Source organism: Brevundimonas subvibrioides ATCC 15264 (assembly GCF_000144605.1).
Classification (GTDB): domain Bacteria; phylum Pseudomonadota; class Alphaproteobacteria; order Caulobacterales; family Caulobacteraceae; genus Brevundimonas; species Brevundimonas subvibrioides.
In genome coordinates this window covers 2,155,951-2,176,592 of the sequence record NC_014375.1, presented here as the reverse complement: position 1 = coordinate 2,176,592, position 20,642 = coordinate 2,155,951, and the positions used below count along the sequence as shown (strand labels likewise).

Annotated in this window: 27 protein-coding genes; 16 read left to right on the top strand and 11 right to left on the bottom strand. The window is 67.7% G+C overall.

Going from position 1 to position 20,642, the window contains the following annotated elements; genetic code table 11:
* Window positions 1–5 precede the first annotated feature (5 nt).
* The 6 genes from BRESU_RS10795 to BRESU_RS10770 are packed head-to-tail and all read left to right on the top strand — an operon-like array spanning window position 6 to window position 3,647.
* Window positions 6–395, top strand: coding sequence for an SUF system Fe-S cluster assembly protein (locus tag BRESU_RS10795; protein ID WP_041762462.1), 390 nt, complete (start codon window positions 6–8; stop codon window positions 393–395).
* Window positions 395–793: a HesB/IscA family protein gene (locus BRESU_RS10790; RefSeq protein WP_013269586.1), complete on the top strand. Its 399-nt coding sequence runs from the start codon at window positions 395–397 to the stop codon at window positions 791–793. The genes BRESU_RS10795 and BRESU_RS10790 overlap by 1 nt, the downstream gene beginning before the upstream one ends.
* Before the next feature lies 1 nt (window position 794).
* Window positions 795–1,790, top strand: coding sequence for a methionine ABC transporter ATP-binding protein (locus BRESU_RS10785; protein WP_013269585.1), 996 nt, complete (start codon window positions 795–797; stop codon window positions 1,788–1,790).
* The gene (locus BRESU_RS10780) at window positions 1,790–2,452 is read left to right on the top strand and encodes a methionine ABC transporter permease (protein WP_013269584.1); all 663 of its coding nucleotides are present in this window, start codon (window positions 1,790–1,792) and stop codon (window positions 2,450–2,452) included. The genes BRESU_RS10785 and BRESU_RS10780 overlap by 1 nt, the downstream gene beginning before the upstream one ends.
* Window positions 2,453–2,477: 25 nt before the next feature.
* Window positions 2,478–3,281 (top strand): MetQ/NlpA family ABC transporter substrate-binding protein, encoded by an 804-nt coding sequence (locus BRESU_RS10775; protein WP_013269583.1) that lies wholly within the window; start codon window positions 2,478–2,480, stop codon window positions 3,279–3,281.
* 3 nt (window positions 3,282–3,284) lie between these two features.
* The gene (locus BRESU_RS10770) at window positions 3,285–3,647 is read left to right on the top strand and encodes a TfoX/Sxy family protein (protein WP_013269582.1); all 363 of its coding nucleotides are present in this window, start codon (window positions 3,285–3,287) and stop codon (window positions 3,645–3,647) included.
* On the opposite strand, the gene BRESU_RS10765 is transcribed toward BRESU_RS10770, so the two are convergent.
* The 3 genes from BRESU_RS10765 to BRESU_RS10755 form a co-directional block, all read right to left on the bottom strand.
* The gene (locus BRESU_RS10765; RefSeq protein WP_013269581.1) at window positions 3,644–4,426 is read right to left on the bottom strand and encodes a lysophospholipid acyltransferase family protein; all 783 of its coding nucleotides are present in this window, start codon (window positions 4,424–4,426) and stop codon (window positions 3,644–3,646) included. The two genes, BRESU_RS10770 and BRESU_RS10765, sit on opposite strands and share 4 nt — an antisense overlap.
* Before the next feature lie 26 nt (window positions 4,427–4,452).
* The gene (locus BRESU_RS10760; protein ID WP_013269580.1) at window positions 4,453–5,508 is read right to left on the bottom strand and encodes a GGDEF domain-containing protein; all 1,056 of its coding nucleotides are present in this window, start codon (window positions 5,506–5,508) and stop codon (window positions 4,453–4,455) included.
* Between the two features lie 117 nt (window positions 5,509–5,625).
* Window positions 5,626–7,191: a DEAD/DEAH box helicase gene (locus BRESU_RS10755; protein ID WP_013269579.1), complete on the bottom strand. Its 1,566-nt coding sequence runs from the start codon at window positions 7,189–7,191 to the stop codon at window positions 5,626–5,628.
* Window positions 7,192–7,478: 287 nt separating this feature from the next.
* Here BRESU_RS10755 and BRESU_RS10750 point away from each other — a divergent pair, with 287 nt between their 5' ends.
* Window positions 7,479–7,838: a hypothetical protein gene (locus BRESU_RS10750; RefSeq protein WP_013269578.1), complete on the top strand. Its 360-nt coding sequence runs from the start codon at window positions 7,479–7,481 to the stop codon at window positions 7,836–7,838.
* A gap of 63 nt (window positions 7,839–7,901) precedes the next feature.
* Here BRESU_RS10750 and BRESU_RS10745 read toward each other — a convergent pair whose 3' ends face one another.
* On the bottom strand, window positions 7,902–10,283 hold the full coding sequence (locus BRESU_RS10745) for an ATP-dependent helicase (RefSeq protein WP_050762495.1): 2,382 nt from the start codon (window positions 10,281–10,283) through the stop codon (window positions 7,902–7,904).
* A gap of 107 nt (window positions 10,284–10,390) precedes the next feature.
* Between BRESU_RS10745 and BRESU_RS10740 the strand changes: the two genes are divergently transcribed.
* Window positions 10,391–10,582, top strand: coding sequence for a hypothetical protein (locus tag BRESU_RS10740; RefSeq protein WP_013269576.1), 192 nt, complete (start codon window positions 10,391–10,393; stop codon window positions 10,580–10,582).
* The gene (locus BRESU_RS10735; RefSeq protein ID WP_013269575.1) at window positions 10,583–10,885 is read left to right on the top strand and encodes a hypothetical protein; all 303 of its coding nucleotides are present in this window, start codon (window positions 10,583–10,585) and stop codon (window positions 10,883–10,885) included.
* 164 nt (window positions 10,886–11,049) lie between these two features.
* Here the strand turns inward: BRESU_RS10735 and BRESU_RS10730 are convergent, their stop codons facing one another.
* Genes BRESU_RS10730 through BRESU_RS10715 form a run of 4 tightly spaced genes read right to left on the bottom strand, consistent with a single transcriptional unit; the run spans window position 11,050 to window position 13,597 of the window.
* Window positions 11,050–11,769, bottom strand: a complete 720-nt coding sequence (locus BRESU_RS10730) for an SIMPL domain-containing protein (RefSeq protein WP_013269574.1) — start codon at window positions 11,767–11,769, stop codon at window positions 11,050–11,052.
* Between the two features lie 48 nt (window positions 11,770–11,817).
* Window positions 11,818–12,036 carry a ribbon-helix-helix domain-containing protein gene (locus tag BRESU_RS10725; RefSeq protein ID WP_013269573.1) on the bottom strand — a complete coding sequence of 73 codons (219 nt, stop codon included), beginning with the start codon at window positions 12,034–12,036 and terminating at the stop codon, window positions 11,818–11,820.
* Window positions 12,036–12,533: an isoprenylcysteine carboxyl methyltransferase family protein gene (locus tag BRESU_RS10720; protein ID WP_013269572.1), complete on the bottom strand. Its 498-nt coding sequence runs from the start codon at window positions 12,531–12,533 to the stop codon at window positions 12,036–12,038. Before BRESU_RS10720 ends, BRESU_RS10725 begins: the two co-directional genes overlap by 1 nt.
* Complete coding sequence (locus tag BRESU_RS10715; RefSeq protein ID WP_013269571.1) at window positions 12,530–13,597, bottom strand: type III polyketide synthase; 1,068 nt, start codon at window positions 13,595–13,597, stop codon at window positions 12,530–12,532. Before BRESU_RS10715 ends, BRESU_RS10720 begins: the two co-directional genes overlap by 4 nt.
* Before the next feature lie 112 nt (window positions 13,598–13,709).
* On the opposite strand from BRESU_RS10715, the gene BRESU_RS10710 reads away from it, so the two are divergent.
* Window positions 13,710–14,471, top strand: a complete 762-nt coding sequence (locus BRESU_RS10710) for a Coq4 family protein (protein WP_013269570.1) — start codon at window positions 13,710–13,712, stop codon at window positions 14,469–14,471.
* Between the two features lie 93 nt (window positions 14,472–14,564).
* Window positions 14,565–15,485, top strand: coding sequence for a DMT family transporter (locus BRESU_RS10705; RefSeq protein WP_245528559.1), 921 nt, complete (start codon window positions 14,565–14,567; stop codon window positions 15,483–15,485).
* Here BRESU_RS10705 and BRESU_RS17185 read toward each other — a convergent pair.
* Window positions 15,482–15,658 (bottom strand): DUF4169 family protein, encoded by a 177-nt coding sequence (locus tag BRESU_RS17185; protein ID WP_013269568.1) that lies wholly within the window; start codon window positions 15,656–15,658, stop codon window positions 15,482–15,484. The two genes, BRESU_RS10705 and BRESU_RS17185, sit on opposite strands and share 4 nt — an antisense overlap.
* Window positions 15,659–15,736: 78 nt before the next feature.
* Here BRESU_RS17185 and BRESU_RS10700 point away from each other — a divergent pair, with 78 nt between their 5' ends.
* From BRESU_RS10700 to BRESU_RS10690, 3 genes are all read left to right on the top strand, one after another.
* Complete coding sequence (locus BRESU_RS10700) at window positions 15,737–15,985, top strand: DUF2171 domain-containing protein (protein WP_013269567.1); 249 nt, start codon at window positions 15,737–15,739, stop codon at window positions 15,983–15,985.
* 103 nt (window positions 15,986–16,088) lie between these two features.
* Window positions 16,089–16,481: a YccF domain-containing protein gene (locus tag BRESU_RS10695; RefSeq protein ID WP_013269566.1), complete on the top strand. Its 393-nt coding sequence runs from the start codon at window positions 16,089–16,091 to the stop codon at window positions 16,479–16,481.
* Between the two features lie 84 nt (window positions 16,482–16,565).
* Window positions 16,566–17,390 (top strand): alpha/beta fold hydrolase, encoded by an 825-nt coding sequence (locus BRESU_RS10690; protein ID WP_013269565.1) that lies wholly within the window; start codon window positions 16,566–16,568, stop codon window positions 17,388–17,390.
* A gap of 12 nt (window positions 17,391–17,402) precedes the next feature.
* Here BRESU_RS10690 and fumC read toward each other — a convergent pair whose 3' ends face one another.
* On the bottom strand, window positions 17,403–18,797 hold the full coding sequence (fumC, locus tag BRESU_RS10685; RefSeq protein ID WP_013269564.1) for a class II fumarate hydratase: 1,395 nt from the start codon (window positions 18,795–18,797) through the stop codon (window positions 17,403–17,405).
* Between the two features lie 155 nt (window positions 18,798–18,952).
* On the opposite strand from fumC, the gene BRESU_RS10680 reads away from it, so the two are divergent.
* Both BRESU_RS10680 and BRESU_RS10675 read left to right on the top strand, forming a co-directional pair.
* Complete coding sequence (locus BRESU_RS10680) at window positions 18,953–19,507, top strand: peptidylprolyl isomerase (RefSeq protein ID WP_218915382.1); 555 nt, start codon at window positions 18,953–18,955, stop codon at window positions 19,505–19,507.
* A gap of 62 nt (window positions 19,508–19,569) precedes the next feature.
* Window positions 19,570–19,863, top strand: coding sequence for a RusA family crossover junction endodeoxyribonuclease (locus BRESU_RS10675; protein ID WP_425358227.1), 294 nt, complete (start codon window positions 19,570–19,572; stop codon window positions 19,861–19,863).
* Here BRESU_RS10675 and BRESU_RS10670 read toward each other — a convergent pair.
* A complete protein-coding gene (locus BRESU_RS10670; protein ID WP_050762494.1) occupies window positions 19,860–20,567 on the bottom strand; it encodes a C13 family peptidase in 708 nt (235 codons plus the stop codon). The genes BRESU_RS10675 and BRESU_RS10670 overlap by 4 nt on opposite strands.
* Window positions 20,568–20,642: the final 75 nt, after the last annotated feature.

The window sequence follows — 20,642 nt, the reverse complement described above, 5'->3', positions numbered from 1 at the left end:
GCGAGATGAACGACCAGACGATCAGCAAGAGCGAGACGTTCGCGGACGCCTGGGCGGAGCCGCAGACGGCCGCCCTGCCGCAGGCGGAGCTGGACCGGCTGACCGAGGACCTGATCGCGGCGCTGAAGACCGTGTTCGATCCGGAGATCCCGGTGGACGTCTATGAGCTGGGCCTGATCTACAAGGTCGATCTGTCGGACGACAGGGACGTGCTGATCGACATGACGCTGACGGCTCCCGGCTGTCCGGTGGCGGGCGAGATGCCCGGCTGGATCGAGGACGCGGTGATGAAGGTCGAGGGCATCAAGTCCGCCCGCGCCAACCTGGTGTTCGAGCCGCCGTGGGATCCGTCCAAGATGAGCGACGAGGCCAAGCTGGCCTTGAACATGTTCTGATGAGCGAGCTTCAGACCACAGCCCGTCCCCGCCGGCCGCGCCCCAAGGTCGTGACCCTGACCGAGGCCGCCGCCGAACGCGTGCGCGAGATCATGGCCAATGCCGAGAAGGCCTATGTCGCCCTGCGTGTCGGGGTGAAGAATGGCGGCTGCGCGGGTCAGGAATACACCTTCGCCTATGCCGAGGAGATCGGCCCCATGGACGAGGTGGTCGAGGACAAGGGCGTCACCATCCTGATCGACCCCAAGGCGATCCTGTTCCTGATCGGGTCGGAAGTGGACTACGAGACGTCGAAACTGTCGTCCAAGTTCGTGTTCCGCAATCCGAACCAGACCGACGCCTGCGGTTGCGGCGAGAGCGTCACCATCATCCCCGCGAAAGCCCTCGAGGCCGACTGACATGATCCGGCTGGAAGGGGTCACCAAGCGCTATCGAAGCGCTGCGGGCGAACGTGTGGCGCTCGACGCCGTCGATCTGGCGGTCGCGCGCGGGCAGGTCTTCGGCGTGGTCGGGCGGTCCGGCGCGGGCAAGTCCACCCTGATCCGCACGATCAACCGGCTGGAGACGCCCAACGCGGGCAAGGTCTTCGTCGGCGATCAGGAGATCACGGCGCTGAAGCCTGCCGAGCTGCGCGCCGCGCGGCGCAGGATCGGCATGATCTTCCAGCACTTCAACCTGCTGAACGCCAAGACCATCGCCGAGAACGTGGCCTTCCCCTTGCGGCTGGAGGGTCGGCCGGCGGCCGAGGTGGCGCGGCGGACCGCGGAGTTGCTGGATCAGCTGGGCCTGGCCGAACACGCGCGCAAACATCCGGCCCAGCTGTCGGGCGGGCAGAAGCAGAGGGTCGGCATCGCCCGCGCTTTGGCCTGCAGCCCCGAGGTCCTGCTGTGCGACGAGGCGACCAGCGCGCTGGATCCGGAGACGACGGACGAGATCCTCGGCCTGCTGGACGGGCTGAACCGTGACCTGGGCCTGACCATCGTGCTGATCACCCACCAGATGGAGGTGGTTCGGCGTGTCTGCGACCGGGTGGCGGTGCTGAAGGACGGGCGTCTGGTGGAGGAGGGGGCCACGGCCGATGTCTTCCTGCATCCCAGATCGCCGGTGACCCGCGCCATGCTGGCCGAAGGCGAGGGCGGCGAGACGTTCGACGCCTCGGTCGTGCCGGCGGGCGGGCGGCTGGCCAAGCTGACGTTCCGGGGTGGGTCGACCTATGAGCCGGAGCTGAGCCGCGTCGCCCGGTCGGCCGGGGTGGACTATTCGATCCTGTCGGGCCGCATCAGCCGCATCCGCGGCGAACCCTATGGCCAGATGGTCGTGGCCTTCACCGGCGGCGACGCCGATGCCGCCGTGGCCCAGCTGGCCGCGCGTGGCGTGGTCGTGGAGGCGCTGTGATGGAGTTCTTCGCCGAGGTCGACTGGCCTGAAATCCTGCGCGCGACGCGCGACACCCTGCTGATGCTGTTCGGCGCCATGGCCCTGACGGTCGTGTTCGGCATCCCGCTGGGGGTGCTGCTGTATCTGTCCGGCAAGGGGCGGCTGGCGGCCAATCCCGTGCTGAACGGGGTGCTGTCGCTGGTGGTCAATATCCTGCGCTCGGTGCCCTTCATCATCCTGCTGATCGTCATGCTGCCGGTGACGGTGATCCTGGTCGGGACCTCTCTGGGCGTGGCGGGGGCCATCCCGCCGCTGGTAGTCGGGGCCGCGCCCTTCTACGCGCGTCTGGTCGAGACCGCGCTGCGCGAGGTGGACAAGGGGGTGGTCGAGGCGACCCAGGCCATGGGCGGGTCGACCTGGCAGATCGTGACGCGCGCCCTGCTGCCCGAGGCCATGCCCGGCATCATCGCCGGCGGCACGGTCACGGCGATCGCCCTGGTCAGCTATACCGCCATGGCGGGCGTGGTCGGGGCCGGGGGGCTGGGCGACCTGGCGATCCGGTTCGGCTATCAGCGGTTCCAGACCGATGTGATGGTGGTGACCGTAGTTCTGCTGCTGCTGCTCGTACAAATTCTGCAGATGATCGGCGACCGTCTGGTCGCTAGGGTCTCGCACCGCTGACCTTCGACTGACCCGAGAGTTCTCCATGTTCCGACGCACCCTGATCCTGGCCGCCGCCGCGCTGGCCCTCGCCGCCTGCGGTCAGGGGGCCGAGAAGGCCGCCGACGGCTCAGCGCCCCTGATCGTGGGCGCGACGGCCGTCCCGCATGCGGAGATCCTGGAGTTCCTCAAGCCCACGCTCGCGGCCGAGGGTTTCCCGATCGAGATCAAGGTGTTCAACGACTACGTTCAGCCCAACACCCAGCTGGCCGAGAAGCGGATCGACGCCAACTATTTCCAGACCAAGCCCTATCTGGACGAGTTCAACGCCGCGCGCGGCGCGACCCTGATCACCGTGGCCGGCGTCCACGTCGAGCCGCTGGGGGCGTATTCGCGGCGGCACCGGGCCCTTGCCGATCTGCCCAATGGGGCGGACGTGGCCCTGCCCAACGACGCGTCGAACACGGGACGATCGCTGCTGCTGCTGCAGTCGGCCGGTCTGATCACCCTGCGCGATCCCGCCAATCCCCTCCAGACCGTGCGCGACATCGCGACCAATCCGAAGAACCTGACCTTCCGCGAAATCGAGGCCGCGACCCTGCCGCGCGTGCTGGACCAGGTCGATCTGGCCGTGATCAACACCAACTATGCGCTGGACGCGGGCCTGAAGCCCCGGACCGATGCGCTCGCGCTGGAGGGCGGCGACAGCCCCTATGTCAACTATCTGGTGGCCCGGCCCGACAACCAGAACGACCCCCGCATCCAGGCCCTGGCGCGGGCCCTGCGGAGCCAGGCGGTGAAGGACTTCATCGCGCAGAAGTACGACGGCGCGGTCGTCCCGGCGGCTTGATCGATGGCCTATGACCCCGAGTTCGGCGACTGGGTGCGAGAGCAGTTCGCCGGGCTGGGGCCTGTCGAGATCAAGCGGATGTTCGGCGGGGCGGCGGTCTATGCCAACGGCCTGATCTTCGCCCTGCTGGACGATGGCGTCGTCTGGCTGAAGGCCGATGAAACCAATGCGCCCCTGCTGGTCGAGGCCGGAGCGCGACAGTTCACCTTTCCGACCAAGGACGGGCAGACGATGAGCATGGCCTACTGGTCGATGCCGGAACCGGCGATGGACGATCCCGACGAGTCCGTGGCCTGGGCCCGCCAGTCGATCGAGGTCGCCCTGCGGAAGGCGGCCGCCAAACGACCGCGGAAGGTGAAAGCCTAGGCGCGGGCGGCCCTGGCCTGTTTCGCCATCTCGTCGGGAGCCAGTACCCGCACGTTCGGGATCACCGGCCCGCCGCGGGCCTCGGCGATCAGCTCTGCGGTGCGGGCCTCGACGATGGCCTCCAGGCGTTCGAGGAACGCCTCCTTGCCCAGACCCGTCGGGATCGGGTCGAGGAACTCCAGCGTCGCCGTTCCGGGATGCTTGGCATAGGCCTCCTGCGGCCAGAACAGACCGAGGTTCGACGCCAGGGGGACGACGGGCATGTCGAAGTCGCGATACATGTGCCAGACCCCCGACCGATAGCGGAACTTCTCGCCCGTTTTGGCCAGGTTGCCCTCGGGATAGATCAGGATCTTGCGGCCCTCGGCATGGGCGGTCGCGCCGCTCTGCTTCAGGGAATCGCGCGCTTCGCGGCCGCCGCAGTTGTTCACGACGATGGCCCCGAGCTTCTTCAGCACCGTGCCCAGCAGCGGAAATTTCTCGAGGTGATCGCCGGTGACGAAGGCCAGGTCGTCGAACTGGTCGTAGGTGGCGAAGCCGTCGCCCCAGCTCTGGTGCTTGGAGGCGATGATGAAGGCCCCCGTCGGCAGGCGGTCCCGGCCACGCACCTCGATCCGGATGCCCGCCAGAAGCCGCATCGCCTGCACCATCCGGTGGACATAGCGGCGAATGACGAAGGCGGTGGCGTCCCGGCCGGGGATCAGGGCGGCGAAGGCGGCCGTCAGACCGTAACCGATCGACAGGATCCAGTAGGCGAGGTTGAAGGCGAAACTGCGCATGGCGTCAGCCTGACAGATGCGATCGGTCAGGCGGCTTCTTCCAGGCGCTCACCGTTGGTGATCTTGTTCCGGCCGGCCCGTTTGGACGCATAGAGCGCCTCGTCGGCGCGGTCGAGCAATGAGGATCCGGTCTCGCCGGGGCGGCGCTGGGCCAGACCGCCGGAGATGGTGACGGCCCCGAGCTCGTCGTTGGTGGACCGCCGGCGCAGGGCGCGGCTGCCGATCTCTTCCCGAATCTGGTTCAGGGCGGCTTCCACCAGCGCAGCGCTTTCGGAGGGGAAGATGATGGCGAACTCTTCGCCACCGTAGCGGGCCGCGACGCGCGGGGCCTTGGAGATGCGGCCGATGACGCTGGCGACATACCGCAGGACCTGATCGCCGGTCTGGTGGCCCCAGGTGTCGTTGAAGCGCTTGAAATGGTCGATGTCGAGCACCGCGAGGCTCATCGGCTGGCGCTTCTTCTCGGCCTCGTCGCAGGCGCGCAGCAGCTCTTCGTCGAAGGCCTTGCGGTTGGCGAGGTTGGTCAGGGCGTCCGTCATGGCGTCGCGGCGGACCTGTTCCAGGTGCTCGCGAAGTCGGGCGACCTCCTTGGTCGAGGTTTCCAGCCGTTTTTCCAGGGTGGCATTCTCGGCCTGGACCTGCGTGGTGGCCCTGGAGAGCGTGGAGACGACGCCGAGCAGGGCCGACGGTTCGGCGGAGCTTTCCAGATGGGCGGAAGCGCCGGCCAGGGTCTGGCCATAGGCGGCCTGGGATTTCTGGGCCTTGGCGATCGCCTCCGAAACCGTCGACAACTCGCGGTTCAGGACGGCGCCGGCATCGCGGATTTCCTCGGACAGTCGGCCGCGCGGCAGATATTCAGCCGCCAGCATCTCGGCCGTGCCGTCGGTGAAGGCCGTGCCGTCGCCGAGCAACCGGGTCATTTCCTGGCCGAGAGCGCCGTCGGGATCACCGAGCCAGTGAATCCACAGTTCGAAGTTCAGGGGCGTCGGCCAGACGCCGGCACGTTCCATTTCATCCACGGCGCGCCGGGCCAAAGCGAATGCTTCGGGGCTACGCAGCGTTGTCTGGACCTGTGTCGACATTCAGGGCTTCCCGCACCGCGTCCTATCGAGGTGACGCGTCTCTCAGCATGACCCTAGACACCGATCCGTAACACCGGGTTAAACGCTACGCAAAAATACACGCGCGCCAGCGAAAATTCAACCCTTGAGTGTGACCGGCCGGCGGAGGAAGGCGGGAACATCGCCGCCGAAGCCCGCGCCCTCGCGTACGGGCGCAGGATCGTGACCGGCCCGGCCGCCGGGGCGGCGGTCGGCCTGGCGCAGGCGTGGCTCGGCCGCAGGCTGGCGCGGTTCGGCCGTCGGCTCGACGATCGTCGGGGCTTCGGCCACCGGCGCGACGGGCTCGGCCGAGGCCGCAGGGGTCGATGCCTTGCTGGACCGGCGGCTTCGGGTGCGGCGTGCGGGGGGCTCGTCCGACGCGACCGGGGCGTCGGCGACGGGCGCGCGCACGACCGGATCAGCGGGCTCCTCGACGGGCTTTGCCACGGTTTCGGTCCGGCTCTTGCCGCGCGCAGGACGCGCATCGGATTTGGCGTCGCTGCGACGGGGAGATCCACCGCCGAGGTTCGACCAGTCGAGGTCGAGCACCAGTTCCTCGGGGCTCATCTTGATCAGCTTCATCACCTTATCCAGCGACTTGTCGTCGGCCGGGGTCACGATCATGAAGGCCTGACCCAGCTTGCCCGCGCGGCCGGTGCGGCCGATGCGGTGGACGTAGTCGTCGGCGTGGTGCGAGACGTCGTAGTTGAAGACGTGGCTGACGTCGGGAATGTCCAGTCCACGCGCAGCGACGTCGGACGCCACCAGGATCTTCAGCGCGCCCGAGCGGAAATCGGCCAGGGTCTTCGTCCGCAGGGACTGATCCAGATCGCCATGGATCGGCGCGGCATCGAAGCCATGCTGTTTGAGGGACTTGGCGACCACATCGACTTCGGATTTGCGATTGCAGAAGACGATGCCGTTGCGGACGTCGGCCCGAGCCATCAGCTCGCGCAGGGCGGCGCGCTTGGCCTTGGGGTCGCTGGAGGGGATGCGGACCAGATACTGGGTGATGGTCTCGGCCGTCATGGCGGGGCGCGACGCCTCGATCCGGGTCGGATCCTTGAGGAAGGCCTGGGTCAGACGGGTGATCTCGGGCGGCATGGTGGCCGAGAAGAACAGGGTCTGGCGCTTGGGCGGCGTCAGTTTGAAGATGCGCTCGATGTCGGGAATGAAGCCCATGTCGAGCATGCGGTCGGCCTCGTCGACGACCATGAGTTCGACGCCGTTCAGCATCATCTTGCCGCGTTCGAACAGGTCCAACAGACGGCCCGGCGTGGCGATCAGGACATCGACGCCCTTGTTCAGCGCCGCGACCTGGTCGCCCATGGAGACGCCGCCGATCAGCAGGACCCAGCTCAGCTTGGTGCCCTTGGCGTATTTCTCGAACGACATGGCGACCTGGTCGGCCAGTTCGCGGGTGGGGGCCAGGACGAGGGCGCGGGGCATACGGGCCCGGGCGCGGCCCTTGGACAGCCGTTCGATGAGGGGGAGGGTGAAGGCGGCGGTCTTGCCGGTGCCGGTCTGGGCGATGCCGAGCACGTCGCGGCCCGCCAAGGCCACGGGAATGGCCTGGGCCTGAATGGGGGTGGCCGTGGTGTAGCCGGTGTCGATGACGGCTTGCAGGGTCGTGGGCGAGAGGCCCAGAGCGGAAAATTCGGTCATGTATCCTTGGACGGAGCCCGGCACGAAGGCGCGCCGGTGGGGAAGCAGGAGCCGCCCGATCGATGGGCCGGCGGGGAATGTCGCGGAACCGCCCTGTCTCTGGGCGAGCGGGCGGCGCGATTCGCCAAATCCTGTCCCGAACGTGCGCCGGATATAGAAGTCCCCACGCCAGAGTCAAGTATTCGCCGACCAGCGGTCGCGTCCCTGGCACGCCGACCGGGCCTTGGATTTGTGTGAACTTTCGTTAAGACTTGGGTCGGGGAAGAGATGCCGGAAGGGGTTCAGGCATGAAGAAGACCATCATCGCGCTGGCGGCGGCCTGCGTCGTGGCGACGCCCGTGACCGCGGCGGCAGAGATCGCCGACATGTTCGAGAACACCCTGGTGTCCCGGTACCCGGACGGCGGCTGGGTGCGCCACTGGTTCAATCGCGACGGGTCGTATTCGGCGCAGTTCTCGGACGGACGGCGGCTGTCGGCGAGCTGGCGGATCGAGGGGCAGCGCGTCTGCCTGAACGGCATCCGACCGGCCTTCATGATGATTTCCCGGTACTGCTCGCCGGTCGTCGAGGCGCGGGTCGGGCAGACGTGGGTGGCGCGCGATCCGCTGGGCCGGCGGGTGCAGAACGAGCTCGCGCCGGGGCGCTGAGCGCCCGGATCGATCGGGCGCTGTGGCACCGTGAACGGGCACCAAGATGCCCCGCCAGCGCGGTCAGACCTGAGACGTTTTCTCGACGAAGGTGTCGATGACCTTCTTTTCGCCCGCCTTTTCGAACTCCACCGTCAGCTTGTTCCCCTCGATGATCCGGACCGCGCCGTAGCCGAACTTCTGGTGGAAGACCCGGTCGCCCTTGACGAAGCCGCTGCCCGATTTCGGGTCGGCGGTGGCGATCAGGCGGCCTTCGCCCTCGATGACGGCGTTGCGGGCAGGGCGGGCGCCCGGCGTCTGGCCGGCCGTGAAGGCCTTGGCGCGCTGCCAGCCCGGGGAGGTGTAGCCTGCCCCGAACGACGGGGCGTCGTCCCATCGGGACTTCGCCTCCTTCATGCCGCCGGAGGCTCCGTAATAGCCGGTGTCTGACTCGGCCTCGACGTGGGCGATGGGCAGTTCGTCGACGAACCGGCTGGGCAGCTGGCTGGTCCAGCGGCCATAGACCAGTCGATTGGCGGCGAAGCTGATGCGGGCGTCCTGTTTGGCGCGGGTCACCCCGACGTAGGCCAGACGGCGTTCCTCCTCGAGGCCCTTCTCGCCCTTCTCGTCGATGCTGCGCTGGGACGGGAAGACGCCTTCCTCCCAGCCGGGCAGGAAGACCAGGGGGAACTCCAGCCCCTTGGCCCCGTGCAGGGTCATGATCTGGACCGCGTCCGACGACGGGCCCCGGTCCAGATCCATGACCAGCGACACGTGTTCGAGATAGGCCCCGAGCGTCTCGAACGACTGCATCGCCTGGGTCAGTTCCTTGAGGTTGTCGAGGCGGGCCGGGCCGGTCGCGCGATCGGCCTTCTGCATGTCCGTGTAGCCGCTCTCTTCCAGCACGGTTTCGGTCAGCAGCCAGTGACGGGTGTCGGACGCCAGGGCCCGCCAGCGGTCGAGGTCGCGCACGAAGGACGACAGGGCCGTGCGGGTGCGGGCCTGGAGCTCGTCGGAGGTGATCAGGTCGCGGACGGCGGTCATGGCCGAGACGCCGTTGTGGCGGGCGATCTGAAGGATCTTCTGCACCGAGGTGTCGCCGATACCCCGCTTGGGCACATTGACGATCCGTTCGAAGGCGAGATCGTCGTCCTCGGACTGGATCAGGCGGAGGTAGGCGTGGGCGTCGCGGATCTCGGCGCGTTCGAAGAACCGCGGGCCGCCGATGACCGTGTAGGGGATGGCGAGCAGGACGAACCGCTCCTCGAACGCCCGCATCTGAAATGACGCACGAACAAGGACGGCCATGTCCCTGTATTTCATGCCATCGCGTTTCGCCGTCTCGATCTCGTCGGCGATCAGCCGGCTCTCGGCGTCGCCGTCCCAGACCCCCCGCACCCGGACCTTGTCGCCGGTCTGGTCCTCGGTCCAGAGGGTCTTGCCCAGCCGGTCGCGGTTAGCCGCGATGAGGCCGGACGCGGCCCCGAGGATGTGGCTGGTGGAGCGGTAGTTGCGCTCCAGCTTGACGATCTTGGCCCCCGGAAAATCCTTCTCGAAGCGCAGGATGTTGTCCACCTCGGCCCCGCGCCAGCCGTAGATGGACTGGTCGTCGTCGCCGACGCAGCAGACGTTGCCGGTCGAGGACGTCAGAAGCCGCAGCCACAGGTATTGGGCGACGTTGGTGTCCTGGTATTCGTCGACCAAGATATAGCGGAAGCGTTTGCGGTATTCTTCAGCGATATCCGCGTGTTTCGAAAGGATCGTGAGGTTGTGCAGCAGCAGATCGCCGAAGTCGCAGGCGTTCAGCGTCGCCAGACGCGACTGGTAGGCGGCGTAGAGCGTCTGGCCCTTGCCGTTGGCGAAATCCTCGCCGGGCGGCAGCTTCTCGGGTGTCCAGCCGCGGTTCTTCCAGTGGTCGATCAGTCCGGACAGGGATTTGGGCGTCCAGCGCTTGGTGTCGATGTTGGCGGCTTCCAGCAGCTGTTTCAGCAGCCGTTCCTGGTCGTCGGTGTCGAGAATGGTGAAGCTGGACTTCAGGCCGACCAGTTCGGGGTGACGCCGCAGGATCTGGGCGGCGACGGAGTGGAAGGTACCCAGCCACCGCAGGCCCTCGGCCGAGGGACCGATCAGGTGGGTGATCCGCTCGCGCATCTCGCGCGCGGCCTTGTTGGTGAAGGTGACGACCAGCAGCTCCCAGGGGCGGGCGCGACCGGTGGCGAGGATGTGGGCGAGACGCGTGGTCAGGACGCGGGTCTTGCCGGTGCCGGCGCCGGCGAGGACCAGCACGGGGCCCTCGGTCGCCTCGACGGCCTCGCGCTGCTCGGGGTTCAGGCCGCCCAGATAGTCGGGCGTCTCATGCGCCACGCCACCGGGACCGCGCGAGCGGGCGAGGTCGGAAATACGGGGGGCGGGCAGGGCGGCGTCGGTCAATGCGGCTGTCTCGGGATTCGGCGTGACCCGGAACATAATGAGCACAGAGGCCAAAGTCAGTCCCCGACGTGGGCATGCGCGGAACCGGCAAGCGTCGCCGTCGTTTCAGCGGTCCAGGGGTGGATTGGAGAGGGACTTTAAAAATGGCAGAGAATTCAAGCAGCGGCGGCGGCAACGCCGGTCTGGCCTTCATCGTCGGCGGCGTGGTCGTCGTGCTGGCGATCGTGGCCTATTTCGTCTTCGCCGGTGGCGGCATGACGCCGAAGACGCAGGACGTGAACGTCGACGTCAACCTGCCGAAGGTGGAAGCACCTTCGCTGCCGGGCGGCAACTAGATGACCGATCCCAACACTCCGCCGGAACGGGTGGTGATCGTCGATCGTCAGCCTCAGACCAACGTCAACGTCCAGCCCGAGCGGCGCGGCGGAGGCGGCGGCTTCATCGCCTTCTTGATCGGCGGACTGGTGATCGTCGTGGCCGTGATCGCCTATGTGCTGCTGAGCGGAAACAATCCGGTGAGTGATGCGGCCGACACCAATGTCGATGTCGATGTGAACCTGCCGAAGATGGAAGCCCCGAACCTTCCGGACATCGAGCCGCCGACCTTGCCGTCGCCGGGTCCGGCCCCTTCGAACTGATCAATGGGTCTCCTCCCCGTTGGCCTTTTGGCCAATGGGGAGGTGGCAGCGAGCCCTTCGCGAGCTGACGGAGGGGCTCTGCGTGCACCGAGAACCCCTCCGTCTCTTCGCTTCGCTTCGAGCCACCTCCCCATCGCTTCGCAACGGGGAGGAGACGCCCGCATCTAGCGCAGCTGATAGGTGACCGTCGCCACCACGCGGACGCGCTTGTCCAGTGAGGTGGATTCGTTGTCGATGTCCTCGCGGGCGAGAATCTCGAACGAGCCCTGGGTCGCCTGACGGATCGGGCCCAGCGGCGCGCCGGAGTCCTTGGCGAACTGTTCGGCACCCGAGCGGGCCGAGGCGGTCGCTTCGGCGATCATGGACGGCCGGACCTCGTTCAGCTTCGTGTAGACGTACAGCGGATCGGCGAAGCCGATGAGCACGTCCTGGCGCACCAGATCGTCCAGCGAGCGCTGGGTCTGGGCCACCCGCGCGACGTCGCGCGTACGGATCGTGACCGAGTTCGTGGCAGTGTAGTGCAGCACGTCGACGGCGGGCTGATAGGCGTTGGCCTTGTTGTCGGTGACCGACAGGCGGCCGTTGGTCAGGGCGTCGTCGGGATAGCCCTGGGCCTTCAGGAACTGCTGGACCTTGAGCAGATCGCTGTCGATCTTGCCGGTGACGGCGTCGAGATCGTCGCCCGAGTGGCTGAAGTTGATGGTCAGGACGGCCAGATCGGCCACGACGTTGCGCTCGGCCACGCCGCGCACGGTGACCTGCCGGTTGCCGACCTGGGCATTGATGACCCCGCCGCCGATGGCGATGCCGGACCCGATCAGACCGATGGCGATGAGGCCGCCGAAGATGGCGGGCGGTAGAAGGCTGCTGCGGTCGACTGGCACGGCGGTATCCCCTGTATGAGGAGGAGACCGTGCGCGCGATTGTCGCAGTTAGCGAGTGATGGATCCTGACCCTGCGTGCTCCAGCGCGAGGAGACGACAGGCCGAGGCGAGGGGGCGACGCCCGCGGGTCTGGTCGATCCAGACCAGAAGGCCAGCATGGCTGAGGTTTCGCTCGGCGGCGATCCCGTCGAGAACGGCCCAGAACTCGGGCTCCAGCGCCACGGAGGTGGCATGGCCGGCCAGGGTAACGGATCGCTTCTTGAGCATCAGGTCTCGCGGTCGGCCAGGGCCCGCTCCTCGATACGGATGCGGTAGGCGACCAGAATGCCGTTCAGGACGCTGAACACAAGCGCGATCCAGACCTGTCCGAAGACCAGCGGCAGGATGGCGATCTCCAGCGAGGCCACCCAGTAGTTGGGGTGACGCACGAACCGAAACGGCCCTGATCGCACAAGCGGGGCACCGGGCAGGGTGATGATGCGGGTCGTCCAGTAGCGACCCAGTGTGGCGATGACCCAGACCCGGCCGAACTGGAGGATGACGTACACCGCCAGCAACCAGGGGTTCGGCACGGCCGTCCAGGGCGTGAAGATGGCCAGGGCGGACAGCCAGGCGGTGTGCAGGATGACGAACAGCGGATAGTGACCCGCGCCGATCTCCACCGCGCCATCGGCCAGCAGACCCCTGGTGTTCCGGTCGGCCAGCCAGAGCTCGCCCAGCCGCTGGGCCACCACGAGGCCCAGGACGATCAGAAACCACATCATTGCGGGTGGACCAGCATCAGCGCCGTGGTGAACCCCGGCCCCAGGGTGGTGAGCAGCCATGGCCCCGGCTCGTTCGCCTCCAGCGTCGCTTTCAGCACGAACAGGACCGTCGCCGAGCTCATGTTGCCGTGCTCACGAAGCACGTCGCGGGTGTGACGCATCTCGCCGGAACAGAGGGTGAAGACCCCCTCCAGGGCCTCGATGACCTTGGCCCCGCCGGGGTGGCAGACGAAGCCACCGACCCCGGCGGCGGTCAGGCCGTTGGTCGACAGGAAAGCCTCCGCGATCGGCTGGAAGTCGTTCTGGACCAGGGCCGGGATGTCGCGGCTGAAGACGACCTTCAACCCGTCGTCGGCGACGTCCCAGCCCATGACGTCAAGGCTGTCGGGCCAGGTGTGCTCATGGCTGGCTCCCAGCACGGGGCCGGTGCCGTCGTCGCGGCACGAGACGATGGCCGCCGCCGCGCCATCGCCGAACAGAGCCGTGGCGACCAGATTGGACTTCGACCGGTCCTGATAGCGGAAGGTCAGCGCGCACAGTTCCACGACCAGCAGCAGGACGCGGCTTTCGGGCCAGGCCTTCGCCGCCTCCGCCGCCCGGGCCAGACCGAGGACGCCGCCCGCGCAGCCGAGCCCGAACAGGGGCACGCGGCGCACGTCCGGACGGAACGGCATGACCTGCATCAGGTGCGCCTCCAGCGACGGCGTGGCGATGCCGGTGGAGCAGACGGTGACGATGCAGTCGATCTGATCCGCGGTCAGGCCGGCCTCGTCCAGCGCCTTTGTGGCGCTCTCGGCCATCAGGGCGACGGCGTTGTCGAGGAACAGCCGGTTGCGCTCCGCGAAGCTGTGGGGCTGCAGATACCATTCGATGGGGACGCAGGAGTGGCGCGTCTCGATCAGCGAGTTCCTGTAGATCGGCTCCAGCCGCTTGAAGCCGCCATGGGTCGTGGCGAACAGCTCGGCCCCGTTCGCGGCGACATCTTCCTGTCTGAGGGTGAAGGGCGGCCAGGCGGTCGAGAGGGCGTTCAGGCGGGGGGTCGGCGCAGGTGTCGGACTGGACAAGGCAATCTCGGTTTCGGCCGCAGGATGGCGGGGGCTCCGTTCAGATACGGGCCGGGGTTCGCGACGGTCGCAGGGTGCGCTACATTCAGCATCCATAGAGCGGGATGCCTTGATGACCATGGATACGGTTGCCGACCCGGAAGAGTTCCAGTCGCTGAAGCCGCAGCGGCTCCAGCCCGTCGCGGCCTTCCGCGCCTTTCGCAAGTTGATCCGCGACAAGGAAGACACCGCCCAGGTCTTTGAAATCATGAAGGCCCTGTCCGGTCGATCGCAGGCCCGCGGCTATGGCCGGATGCTGCGAACCATGGAGGGCGGTCGTCAGGCCTTCCTGCGCGACGAACTGGCGCAAAGGCTGGACGATCCCGTGTGGCTGGCGCAGTTCGCCGACGGGACGGTCGGGGCGGAATATCGGGCGTTTCGCGAGGCGCGCGGCTTTACCGCGGACGGCCTCGCCGCCGTCGAGCGCGAGGTGGTGCCCTTCATCGACGCGCCGCATCCGATCGTCTGGTACTCCCGGCGGCTGCGGGACATCCATGACATCTGGCACGTCCTGACCGGCTACGGCACCGATGCCCTGGGCGAGGCCTGCGTGGTGTCGTTCTCCTACGGCCAGACCCGCAATCTCGGCTTCGCCTTCATCGGCTACGGCGCGGCGCGAGAGATCCAGCGCGAGAACCGGGCCATTCCGGCGCGGCGGGCGGTGCTGCAGGCCTGGCGTAACGGACGCGCGGCGCGGTGGCTGCCGGGACTGGACTACGAGGCCCTGTTCCGGGAGCCGCTGGACGCAGCGCGCAGCCGCCTCAAAATCGCGCCGCCGACGGTCTATGCGGCCGTGCCCGAAGCGGTGCGAGCCGCCGTGAAGCTGCGGGCGTGACATAAGGCAACCTTGGGCTACCAGACGCCGATCGCGGTTGCCTCCGCGTTCGGCGACCGGCATGGATCCAGCCCCTCCTACCGGAATCCTGCCGTGAGCCTGTCCGACACCCTGCGCCGCCCGTCCGCCGATGCTTTGGCGATCGGCGGCGTCGTTCTGTGCGCCGTGATCTGGGGCACGACCTGGTATGCGATCACCTGGCAACTGGGCACGGTCGATCCCGTGGCATCGCTGGTCTGGCGGTTCGGTCTGGCGGCCCTGGTGCTGATCGTCGGCTGCGCGGTGACCGGGCGATCGCTGAAGCTGACCCGCGGTCAGCACCTGGCGGCCGTGGGGCAGGGGGCGTTCGTCTTCGCCATCAGCTACTCCTTCACCTATGCGGCCGAGGGCCATGTGACCTCGGCCATCGTCGCTGTGGTGTTCGCCGGGCTGGCCTTCCTGAACCTGGTGCTGTTCCGGCTCGTCGTCGGCCAGAAGGCCTCGCGCGGGGCGTGGATGGGGGCCAGCCTGGGCATCATCGGCGTCGCGGTCCTGTCGGGTGGCGAGGCGCTGGGAGCGGGCTTCGACCAGCGCGCCCTGATGGGCATCGGCCTGGCCTTCCTGGCCGTGCTCAGCTCGGCCGTCGGCAACTACTTCTCCTGGCGCGGTCAGGAACAGGGGACGGCGATCCTGCCCCAGACGGGATGGGCCATGGCCTACGGGACCGGGATGCTGGTCGTGTACGGCCTAGTGACCGGTGCCCGGTTCACCATCGATTCCAGCCCCGGCTATCTGGTCTCGCTGATCTATCTGGCGGTCATGGGCTCGGTCGTGGCGTTCGTGACCTATTTCGCCGTGGCGCGGGCGCGGGGCTATGCCCTGGCCAGCTACATCTCGGCCCTGACGCCGCCGATCGCCATGCTGGTCTCGCTGCTGTTCGAGGACGCCCGGTTCGGCTGGTCTGCAGCGGTGGGACTGGCGCTGGTGCTCGGCGGACAGGTGTTGCTGAGCCGCGCGCCCAAGGCCGCCGGCTAGTCCTCGCGCCGCGTCTGATCGAGCAGCCGAGACAGGCGCTCGCGTTCCGCGCGGGCCGCGTCGCGCTGATCCTTGGTCAATCCGTGGAGAACACGGTTGGCCTTCGCCTGCGACGTCGCCTCGGTCTTCGCGCGGTCTTTCCGCGCGCGGTTCAGGTTCACGATCTCGGCCATCGGATCCTTTCGGCGCAGCCGGCAACCCGGCGCACGGGTCGGCGTTTGTCTGTCTCACCCCAGACAGGAGACCTCCCCATGGTAGACGTCACGCTCATCAAGGAACACCTCGAAGTCGTCGGATCGGACGGCGGCCACGTCGGCCGTGTGGACCACGTGCTCGGCGACCAGATCGAACTGGCCAAGTTGGATCTCGCCGGCGGCTTCAAGCACCACATGATCCCGGTCAGCTGGGTCGAGTCCGTGGACGACGACAAGGTTCGCCTGTCGCTCACGAAGGACGACGCCAAGGCGCAGTGGACCGAAAAGCCCCACGACGCGCACTAGACCCTGACGGGTTACGACGAATTCACGAGGGCCCCGCTGATATCGGCGGGGCCTTTCGCCTATCTAGGGTCCGTCGGCGATGGGTCGACGGGGAGCGACGCACTTGATCCGACTGATCCTGAACATTCTCTGGTTCATCTTTGGCGGCTGGATCAGCGGACTTCTGTGGCTGCTGGGCGGCGCGATCCTGGCGATCACCGTGGTCGGCCTGCCCTGGGCGTTCTCGGCCTGGCGGATCGCGAGCTATTCGTTCTGGCCGTTCGGGCGTGAGGTCGTCTGGGCCGGCCAGGCCGAGGGCAAGGATATCGGCTGCTTCGGCGTCGGGCTGAACGTCATCTGGTTCGTCTTCGCCGGCTGGTACATTGCCCTGTCGCACCTGCTGATCGCCTTCGCCGAGGCCATCACCATCATCGGCATTCCCTTCGCGCTGAAGGACCTTGAGCTGGCCAAGCTGGCGCTCGCGCCGGTCGGAGCGACGATCCGCGACAAACCCTAGGTGTCGCCAAACTGTGACTGGCACAACCGGAGAACGTTGATACCCTGCTGATCTCCACCAGCAGCCGGCGAGCAGAGGTCAGGCATGGCGACCATCCAGACACCCGACGGGACGGCGCTCTTCTATCGTGACTGGGGGAGCGGCCAGCCGATCGTCTTCCATCACGGCTGGCCCCTGAGCGGCGATGACTGGGATGCCCAGATGCTGTTCTTCCTCGGCCACGGCTATCGCGTCATCGCCCACGACCGGCGCGGGCACGGCCGATCCGGCGAGAGCTTCGACGGCAACGAGATGGACACCTATGCCGCCGATGTCGCGGCCCTGGCCGCGCATCTGGACCTGCGGGACGCCATCCACGTCGGCCACTCCACCGGCGGCGGCGAGGTCGCCCGCTATGTGGCCCGCTACGGCGCCGGGCGGGTCGCCAGGGCCGTCCTGATCGGGGCGGTGCCGCCGATCATGCTGAAGACCGAACACAACCCAGGCGGCCTGCCGATCGAGGTCTTCGACGGCTTCCGCGCCGCCCTGACCGCCAACCGGTCGGTCTTCTACCGCGACGTCGCCGCCGGGCCGTTCTATGGCTTCAACCGTCCGGGGGCCAAGGTGCTGGAACCGGTGATCGACAACTGGTGGCGGCAGGGCATGTCCGGGTCGGCCAAGTCGCACTACGACTGCATCAAGGCCTTCTCGGAGACCGACTTCACCGAGGACCTGAAGGCCATCGACGTGCCGGTTCTGGTCATGCACGGCGAGGACGACCAGATCGTCCCGATCGACGACTCGGCCCGCATCGCGATCACCCTGCTGAAGCACGGCACGCTGAAGACCTATCCGGGCCTGCCGCACGGTATGTGCACGACGCATGCCGAGACGATCAACGCCGACCTGCTGGCCTTTTTTCGCGCCTGACCCTGGCGACGATCAGCCCGGGGAGATCATCTTCTCCGGGCGCACCGCCTCGTCGAACTCGGCGTCGGTCAGATAGCCGCCGCCGACGGCTTCTTGGCGCAGGGTGGTGCCGTTCTTGTGCGCCGTCTTGGCGATCTTGGCGCAGGCGTCGTAGCCCAGCTTGCCGTTCAGGGCGGTGACCAGCATCAGGGAGTTGTTCAGGCCGCGCTCGATGTTGTCGATCCGGGGCTCGATGCCGACGACGCAGTTCTCGGTGAATGACACCGCCGCGTCGGCCACCAGCCGCACCGATTGCAGGAAGTTGTAGGCCATCACCGGGTTGAAGACGTTCAGCTCGAAATGGCCCTGCGACCCCGCGAAGGTGATCGCGGCGTTGTTGCCGAACACCTGGACACAGACCTGGGTCAGGGCCTCGCACTGGGTCGGGTTGACCTTGCCCGGCATGATCGACGAGCCCGGCTCGTTCTCCGGCAGGGCCAGTTCGCCCAGGCCCGAGCGCGGGCCGGAGCCCAGGAAGCGGATGTCGTTGGCGATCTTGAACAGCGACGCGGCGACCGTGTTGATCGCCCCGTGGCTCATGACCATGGCGTCGTGGGCGGCCAGGGCCTCAAACTTGTTGGGGGCGGTCGTGAACTTCAACCCGGTGATGGCGGCGATGCGGTCGGCCACGCCCTCGGCGAAGCCGATCGGCGCGTTCAGGCCGGTGCCGACGGCGGTGCCGCCCTGGGCCAGCTGCATCAGGTCGGGCAGGGTCGATTCGATCCGCTCGATGCCCTTGGTGACCTGCTGGACGTAACCGGAGAATTCCTGGCCGAGGGTCAGGGGGGTGGCGTCCTGGGTGTGGGTGCGGCCGATCTTGATGATGCCCTTCCAGGCCTCGGCCTTGTCGTTCAGGGCGTTGCGCAGCTGTTGCAGGGCCGGCAGCAGACGGTGGACCACCTCCTCGGCGCAGGCGACGTGCATGGCCGTGGGATAGGTGTCGTTGGACGACTGGCTCATGTTGACGTGGTCGTTGGGGTGGACGGGCTTCTTGGAGCCCATCTCGCCGCCCAGCATCTCGATCGCCCGGTTCGAGATGACCTCGTTGGCATTCATGTTCGACTGGGTGCCCGACCCGGTCTGCCAGACCACGAGGGGGAAGTGGTCGTCCAGCTTGCCTGCGATGACCTCGTTGGCGGCCGCGACGATGGTGTCGCCGATCGCCGGGTCCAGCTTGCCTAGGGCCATGTTGGTCTCGGCCGCCGCGCGCTTGACGATGCCCAGGGCGCGGACGATCGGCAGGGGCTGCTTCTCCCAGCCGATCTTGAAGTTGCCGAGGCTTCGCTGCGCCTGCGCGCCCCAGTAGCGGTCGGCGGCGACCTCGATGGGGCCGAAGGTGTCGGTCTCGGTGCGGACGGTCTGGGTCATGATGGGCTGTCTTCGGCTTGGCGACGGATCGCGGCGGGGTGTAGCACGGGCAGGCGGCCGGGCAAGGCGGCGAGCAGGGATCGGCGACAGCCATGAGGCGATTTGGAACAATGGCAGGGGCCTTGGCGGCGCTGGTTTCCGGCGGATGCGCCACGATGCCGTCCCCCGCGCCCGTTCAGGTCGTCATCACCACGGACGTGGGGCGGATGGTCGTCGATCTCGATGTCGAACGGGCACCGGTCTCGGCCTGCAACTTCATCAGCTATGTGACGACCGGCGATTATGACGGCGGCAGCTTCTTTCGCACCGTGGTGGCGGCGACCAACGACAACCCGAACCCCATCGACGTGATCCAGGCCGCGACGCCGCGCGGGTCCGACGATGCGTCGCGGCCCTCCATTCCGCTGGAGCGCACGCGGGAGACCGGTCTGCGGCATGTGGCGGGGACGATCTCGCTGGCCCGGAACGGTCCGGACACGGCGACGTCGAGCTTCTTCATCGTCACGCGGGACACGCCCAGCCTCGACTTCGGCGGCGGGCGCAACCCGGACGGGCAGGGGTTCGCCGCGTTCGGGCGTCTGAGCGAGGGGCTGGATGTGGCGCGGGCCATCCAGATGATGCCCGCCGACGGCGAGGAGCAGATGACGCCGCCGGTCGTCATCCGGTCCGCACGCCTGGTCGGCGACCTGCCGGCGCGGTGCGGGTCTTGAACGGCGACTGGATCGTCTCGGGCAAGGTCCGGGCGCGGGAGGAGGGGGAGGCGGTCGTCATCATGATCGACGGCCTGACCACCCAGGCCAAATACTACAAGCCGCTGGTCTATGAGTTCTTCCGCAAGGAGTGGCGGGGGTCGCGGCCGTCTTACGGCGACTTTGTCGTCGAGATCGTGATGGAGCACGTCGGCGACCCGCCCTGGATGGATCTGGACAATCTGGCCAAGGCCCTGCTGGACGCCATCAAAGGCTATCTGTTCCACGACGACGCCCAGGTGGCGCGCCTGCTGGTCGAGCGGCGCGAGGGCGAGCGGGAACGGATCACGATCCGCGCGTTTCCGCGCAGGGCCTAGCTTTCGGGGCGGTTGAACCTGAGTGTGGGCAGCAGCAACTGCATGTTCGGTCCGATGAAGACCTGGGGCTCCGAGGCGGGCGTCAGGCCTTCGGCCTCTTCCCGCGCCTTGACGCAAGTCCGGGCGGCATTGGCCAGGGCGATGAAGTCCGTAGCCGTCGGCAGGCTCTGGATCACGCAACCGTCGTAATAGGGATAGACCGCATCCTCGCCGCAGCCGAACGAGGCCCGGTCGCGCTTCGCAGCGGTCATGACCATCCGGTTCGGGCCTGACAGGCCGTCGACGAAGACGCCGGAGAAACAGGCCGAGACGACCACGACCGTCGGCCGCTCGCCGCACACCTCGTTGACCAGCCGGGCCATGGAGGTGGGGCTGACGCGGGAGGTCGGTCCGAAGTTGATGCCCTGGGGCGAGCCGTGGGAGCTGACATAGAGGAAGCAGCCGCGCGTGGCCCGGGCGGCGACCTCGGCGAATCCCTCCACGGCCGCCTCGGCCGACGTCGACGGCTCTGCGTCGGGGCGCAGGGTGTAGTCGACCATGTCGGCGCGCCGGAAACCGGCCGCGAGGAACCCGCTGGTCAGGTCGCGACGCGCGTTGTCGAAGGCCTCGATCGGTTGGCCGTCACTGGTCCGCCAGTCGGCGGCGATGATGGCGGACGCCCAGCCGTCGAAACGGCTCTGGCCGAGGGCGGGCGAAGCACCCAACCAGACCAGACATACGATAAACGCAGCTCGAACCAAGGCGTGCTCCCGACTCGACCGGACGCCAGCCTATCAAGG

Excerpts from the sequence above, each read along its gene's own strand:
- BRESU_RS10795 (WP_041762462.1), top strand. The coding sequence starts at position 6 with ATGAACGACCAGACGATCAGCAAGAGCGAGACGTTCGCGGACGCCTGG.
- BRESU_RS10790 (WP_013269586.1), top strand. The coding sequence starts at position 395 with ATGAGCGAGCTTCAGACCACAGCCCGTCCCCGCCGGCCGCGCCCCAAG.
- BRESU_RS10785 (WP_013269585.1), top strand. The coding sequence starts at position 795 with ATGATCCGGCTGGAAGGGGTCACCAAGCGCTATCGAAGCGCTGCGGGC.
- BRESU_RS10780 (WP_013269584.1), top strand. The coding sequence starts at position 1,790 with ATGGAGTTCTTCGCCGAGGTCGACTGGCCTGAAATCCTGCGCGCGACG.
- BRESU_RS10775 (WP_013269583.1), top strand. The coding sequence starts at position 2,478 with ATGTTCCGACGCACCCTGATCCTGGCCGCCGCCGCGCTGGCCCTCGCC.
- BRESU_RS10770 (WP_013269582.1), top strand. The coding sequence starts at position 3,285 with ATGGCCTATGACCCCGAGTTCGGCGACTGGGTGCGAGAGCAGTTCGCC.
- BRESU_RS10765 (WP_013269581.1), bottom strand. The coding sequence starts at position 4,426 with ATGCGCAGTTTCGCCTTCAACCTCGCCTACTGGATCCTGTCGATCGGT.
- BRESU_RS10760 (WP_013269580.1), bottom strand. The coding sequence starts at position 5,508 with ATGTCGACACAGGTCCAGACAACGCTGCGTAGCCCCGAAGCATTCGCT.
- BRESU_RS10755 (WP_013269579.1), bottom strand. The coding sequence starts at position 7,191 with ATGACCGAATTTTCCGCTCTGGGCCTCTCGCCCACGACCCTGCAAGCC.
- BRESU_RS10750 (WP_013269578.1), top strand. The coding sequence starts at position 7,479 with ATGAAGAAGACCATCATCGCGCTGGCGGCGGCCTGCGTCGTGGCGACG.
- BRESU_RS10745 (WP_050762495.1), bottom strand. The coding sequence starts at position 10,283 with ATGTTCCGGGTCACGCCGAATCCCGAGACAGCCGCATTGACCGACGCC.
- BRESU_RS10740 (WP_013269576.1), top strand. The coding sequence starts at position 10,391 with ATGGCAGAGAATTCAAGCAGCGGCGGCGGCAACGCCGGTCTGGCCTTC.
- BRESU_RS10735 (WP_013269575.1), top strand. The coding sequence starts at position 10,583 with ATGACCGATCCCAACACTCCGCCGGAACGGGTGGTGATCGTCGATCGT.
- BRESU_RS10725 (WP_013269573.1), bottom strand. The coding sequence starts at position 12,036 with ATGCTCAAGAAGCGATCCGTTACCCTGGCCGGCCATGCCACCTCCGTG.
- BRESU_RS10720 (WP_013269572.1), bottom strand. The coding sequence starts at position 12,533 with ATGATGTGGTTTCTGATCGTCCTGGGCCTCGTGGTGGCCCAGCGGCTG.
- BRESU_RS10710 (WP_013269570.1), top strand. The coding sequence starts at position 13,710 with ATGACCATGGATACGGTTGCCGACCCGGAAGAGTTCCAGTCGCTGAAG.
- BRESU_RS17185 (WP_013269568.1), bottom strand. The coding sequence starts at position 15,658 with ATGGCCGAGATCGTGAACCTGAACCGCGCGCGGAAAGACCGCGCGAAG.
- BRESU_RS10700 (WP_013269567.1), top strand. The coding sequence starts at position 15,737 with ATGGTAGACGTCACGCTCATCAAGGAACACCTCGAAGTCGTCGGATCG.
- BRESU_RS10690 (WP_013269565.1), top strand. The coding sequence starts at position 16,566 with ATGGCGACCATCCAGACACCCGACGGGACGGCGCTCTTCTATCGTGAC.
- fumC (WP_013269564.1), bottom strand. The coding sequence starts at position 18,797 with ATGACCCAGACCGTCCGCACCGAGACCGACACCTTCGGCCCCATCGAG.
- BRESU_RS10680 (WP_218915382.1), top strand. The coding sequence starts at position 18,953 with ATGCCGTCCCCCGCGCCCGTTCAGGTCGTCATCACCACGGACGTGGGG.
- BRESU_RS10675 (WP_425358227.1), top strand. The coding sequence starts at position 19,570 with ATGATCGACGGCCTGACCACCCAGGCCAAATACTACAAGCCGCTGGTC.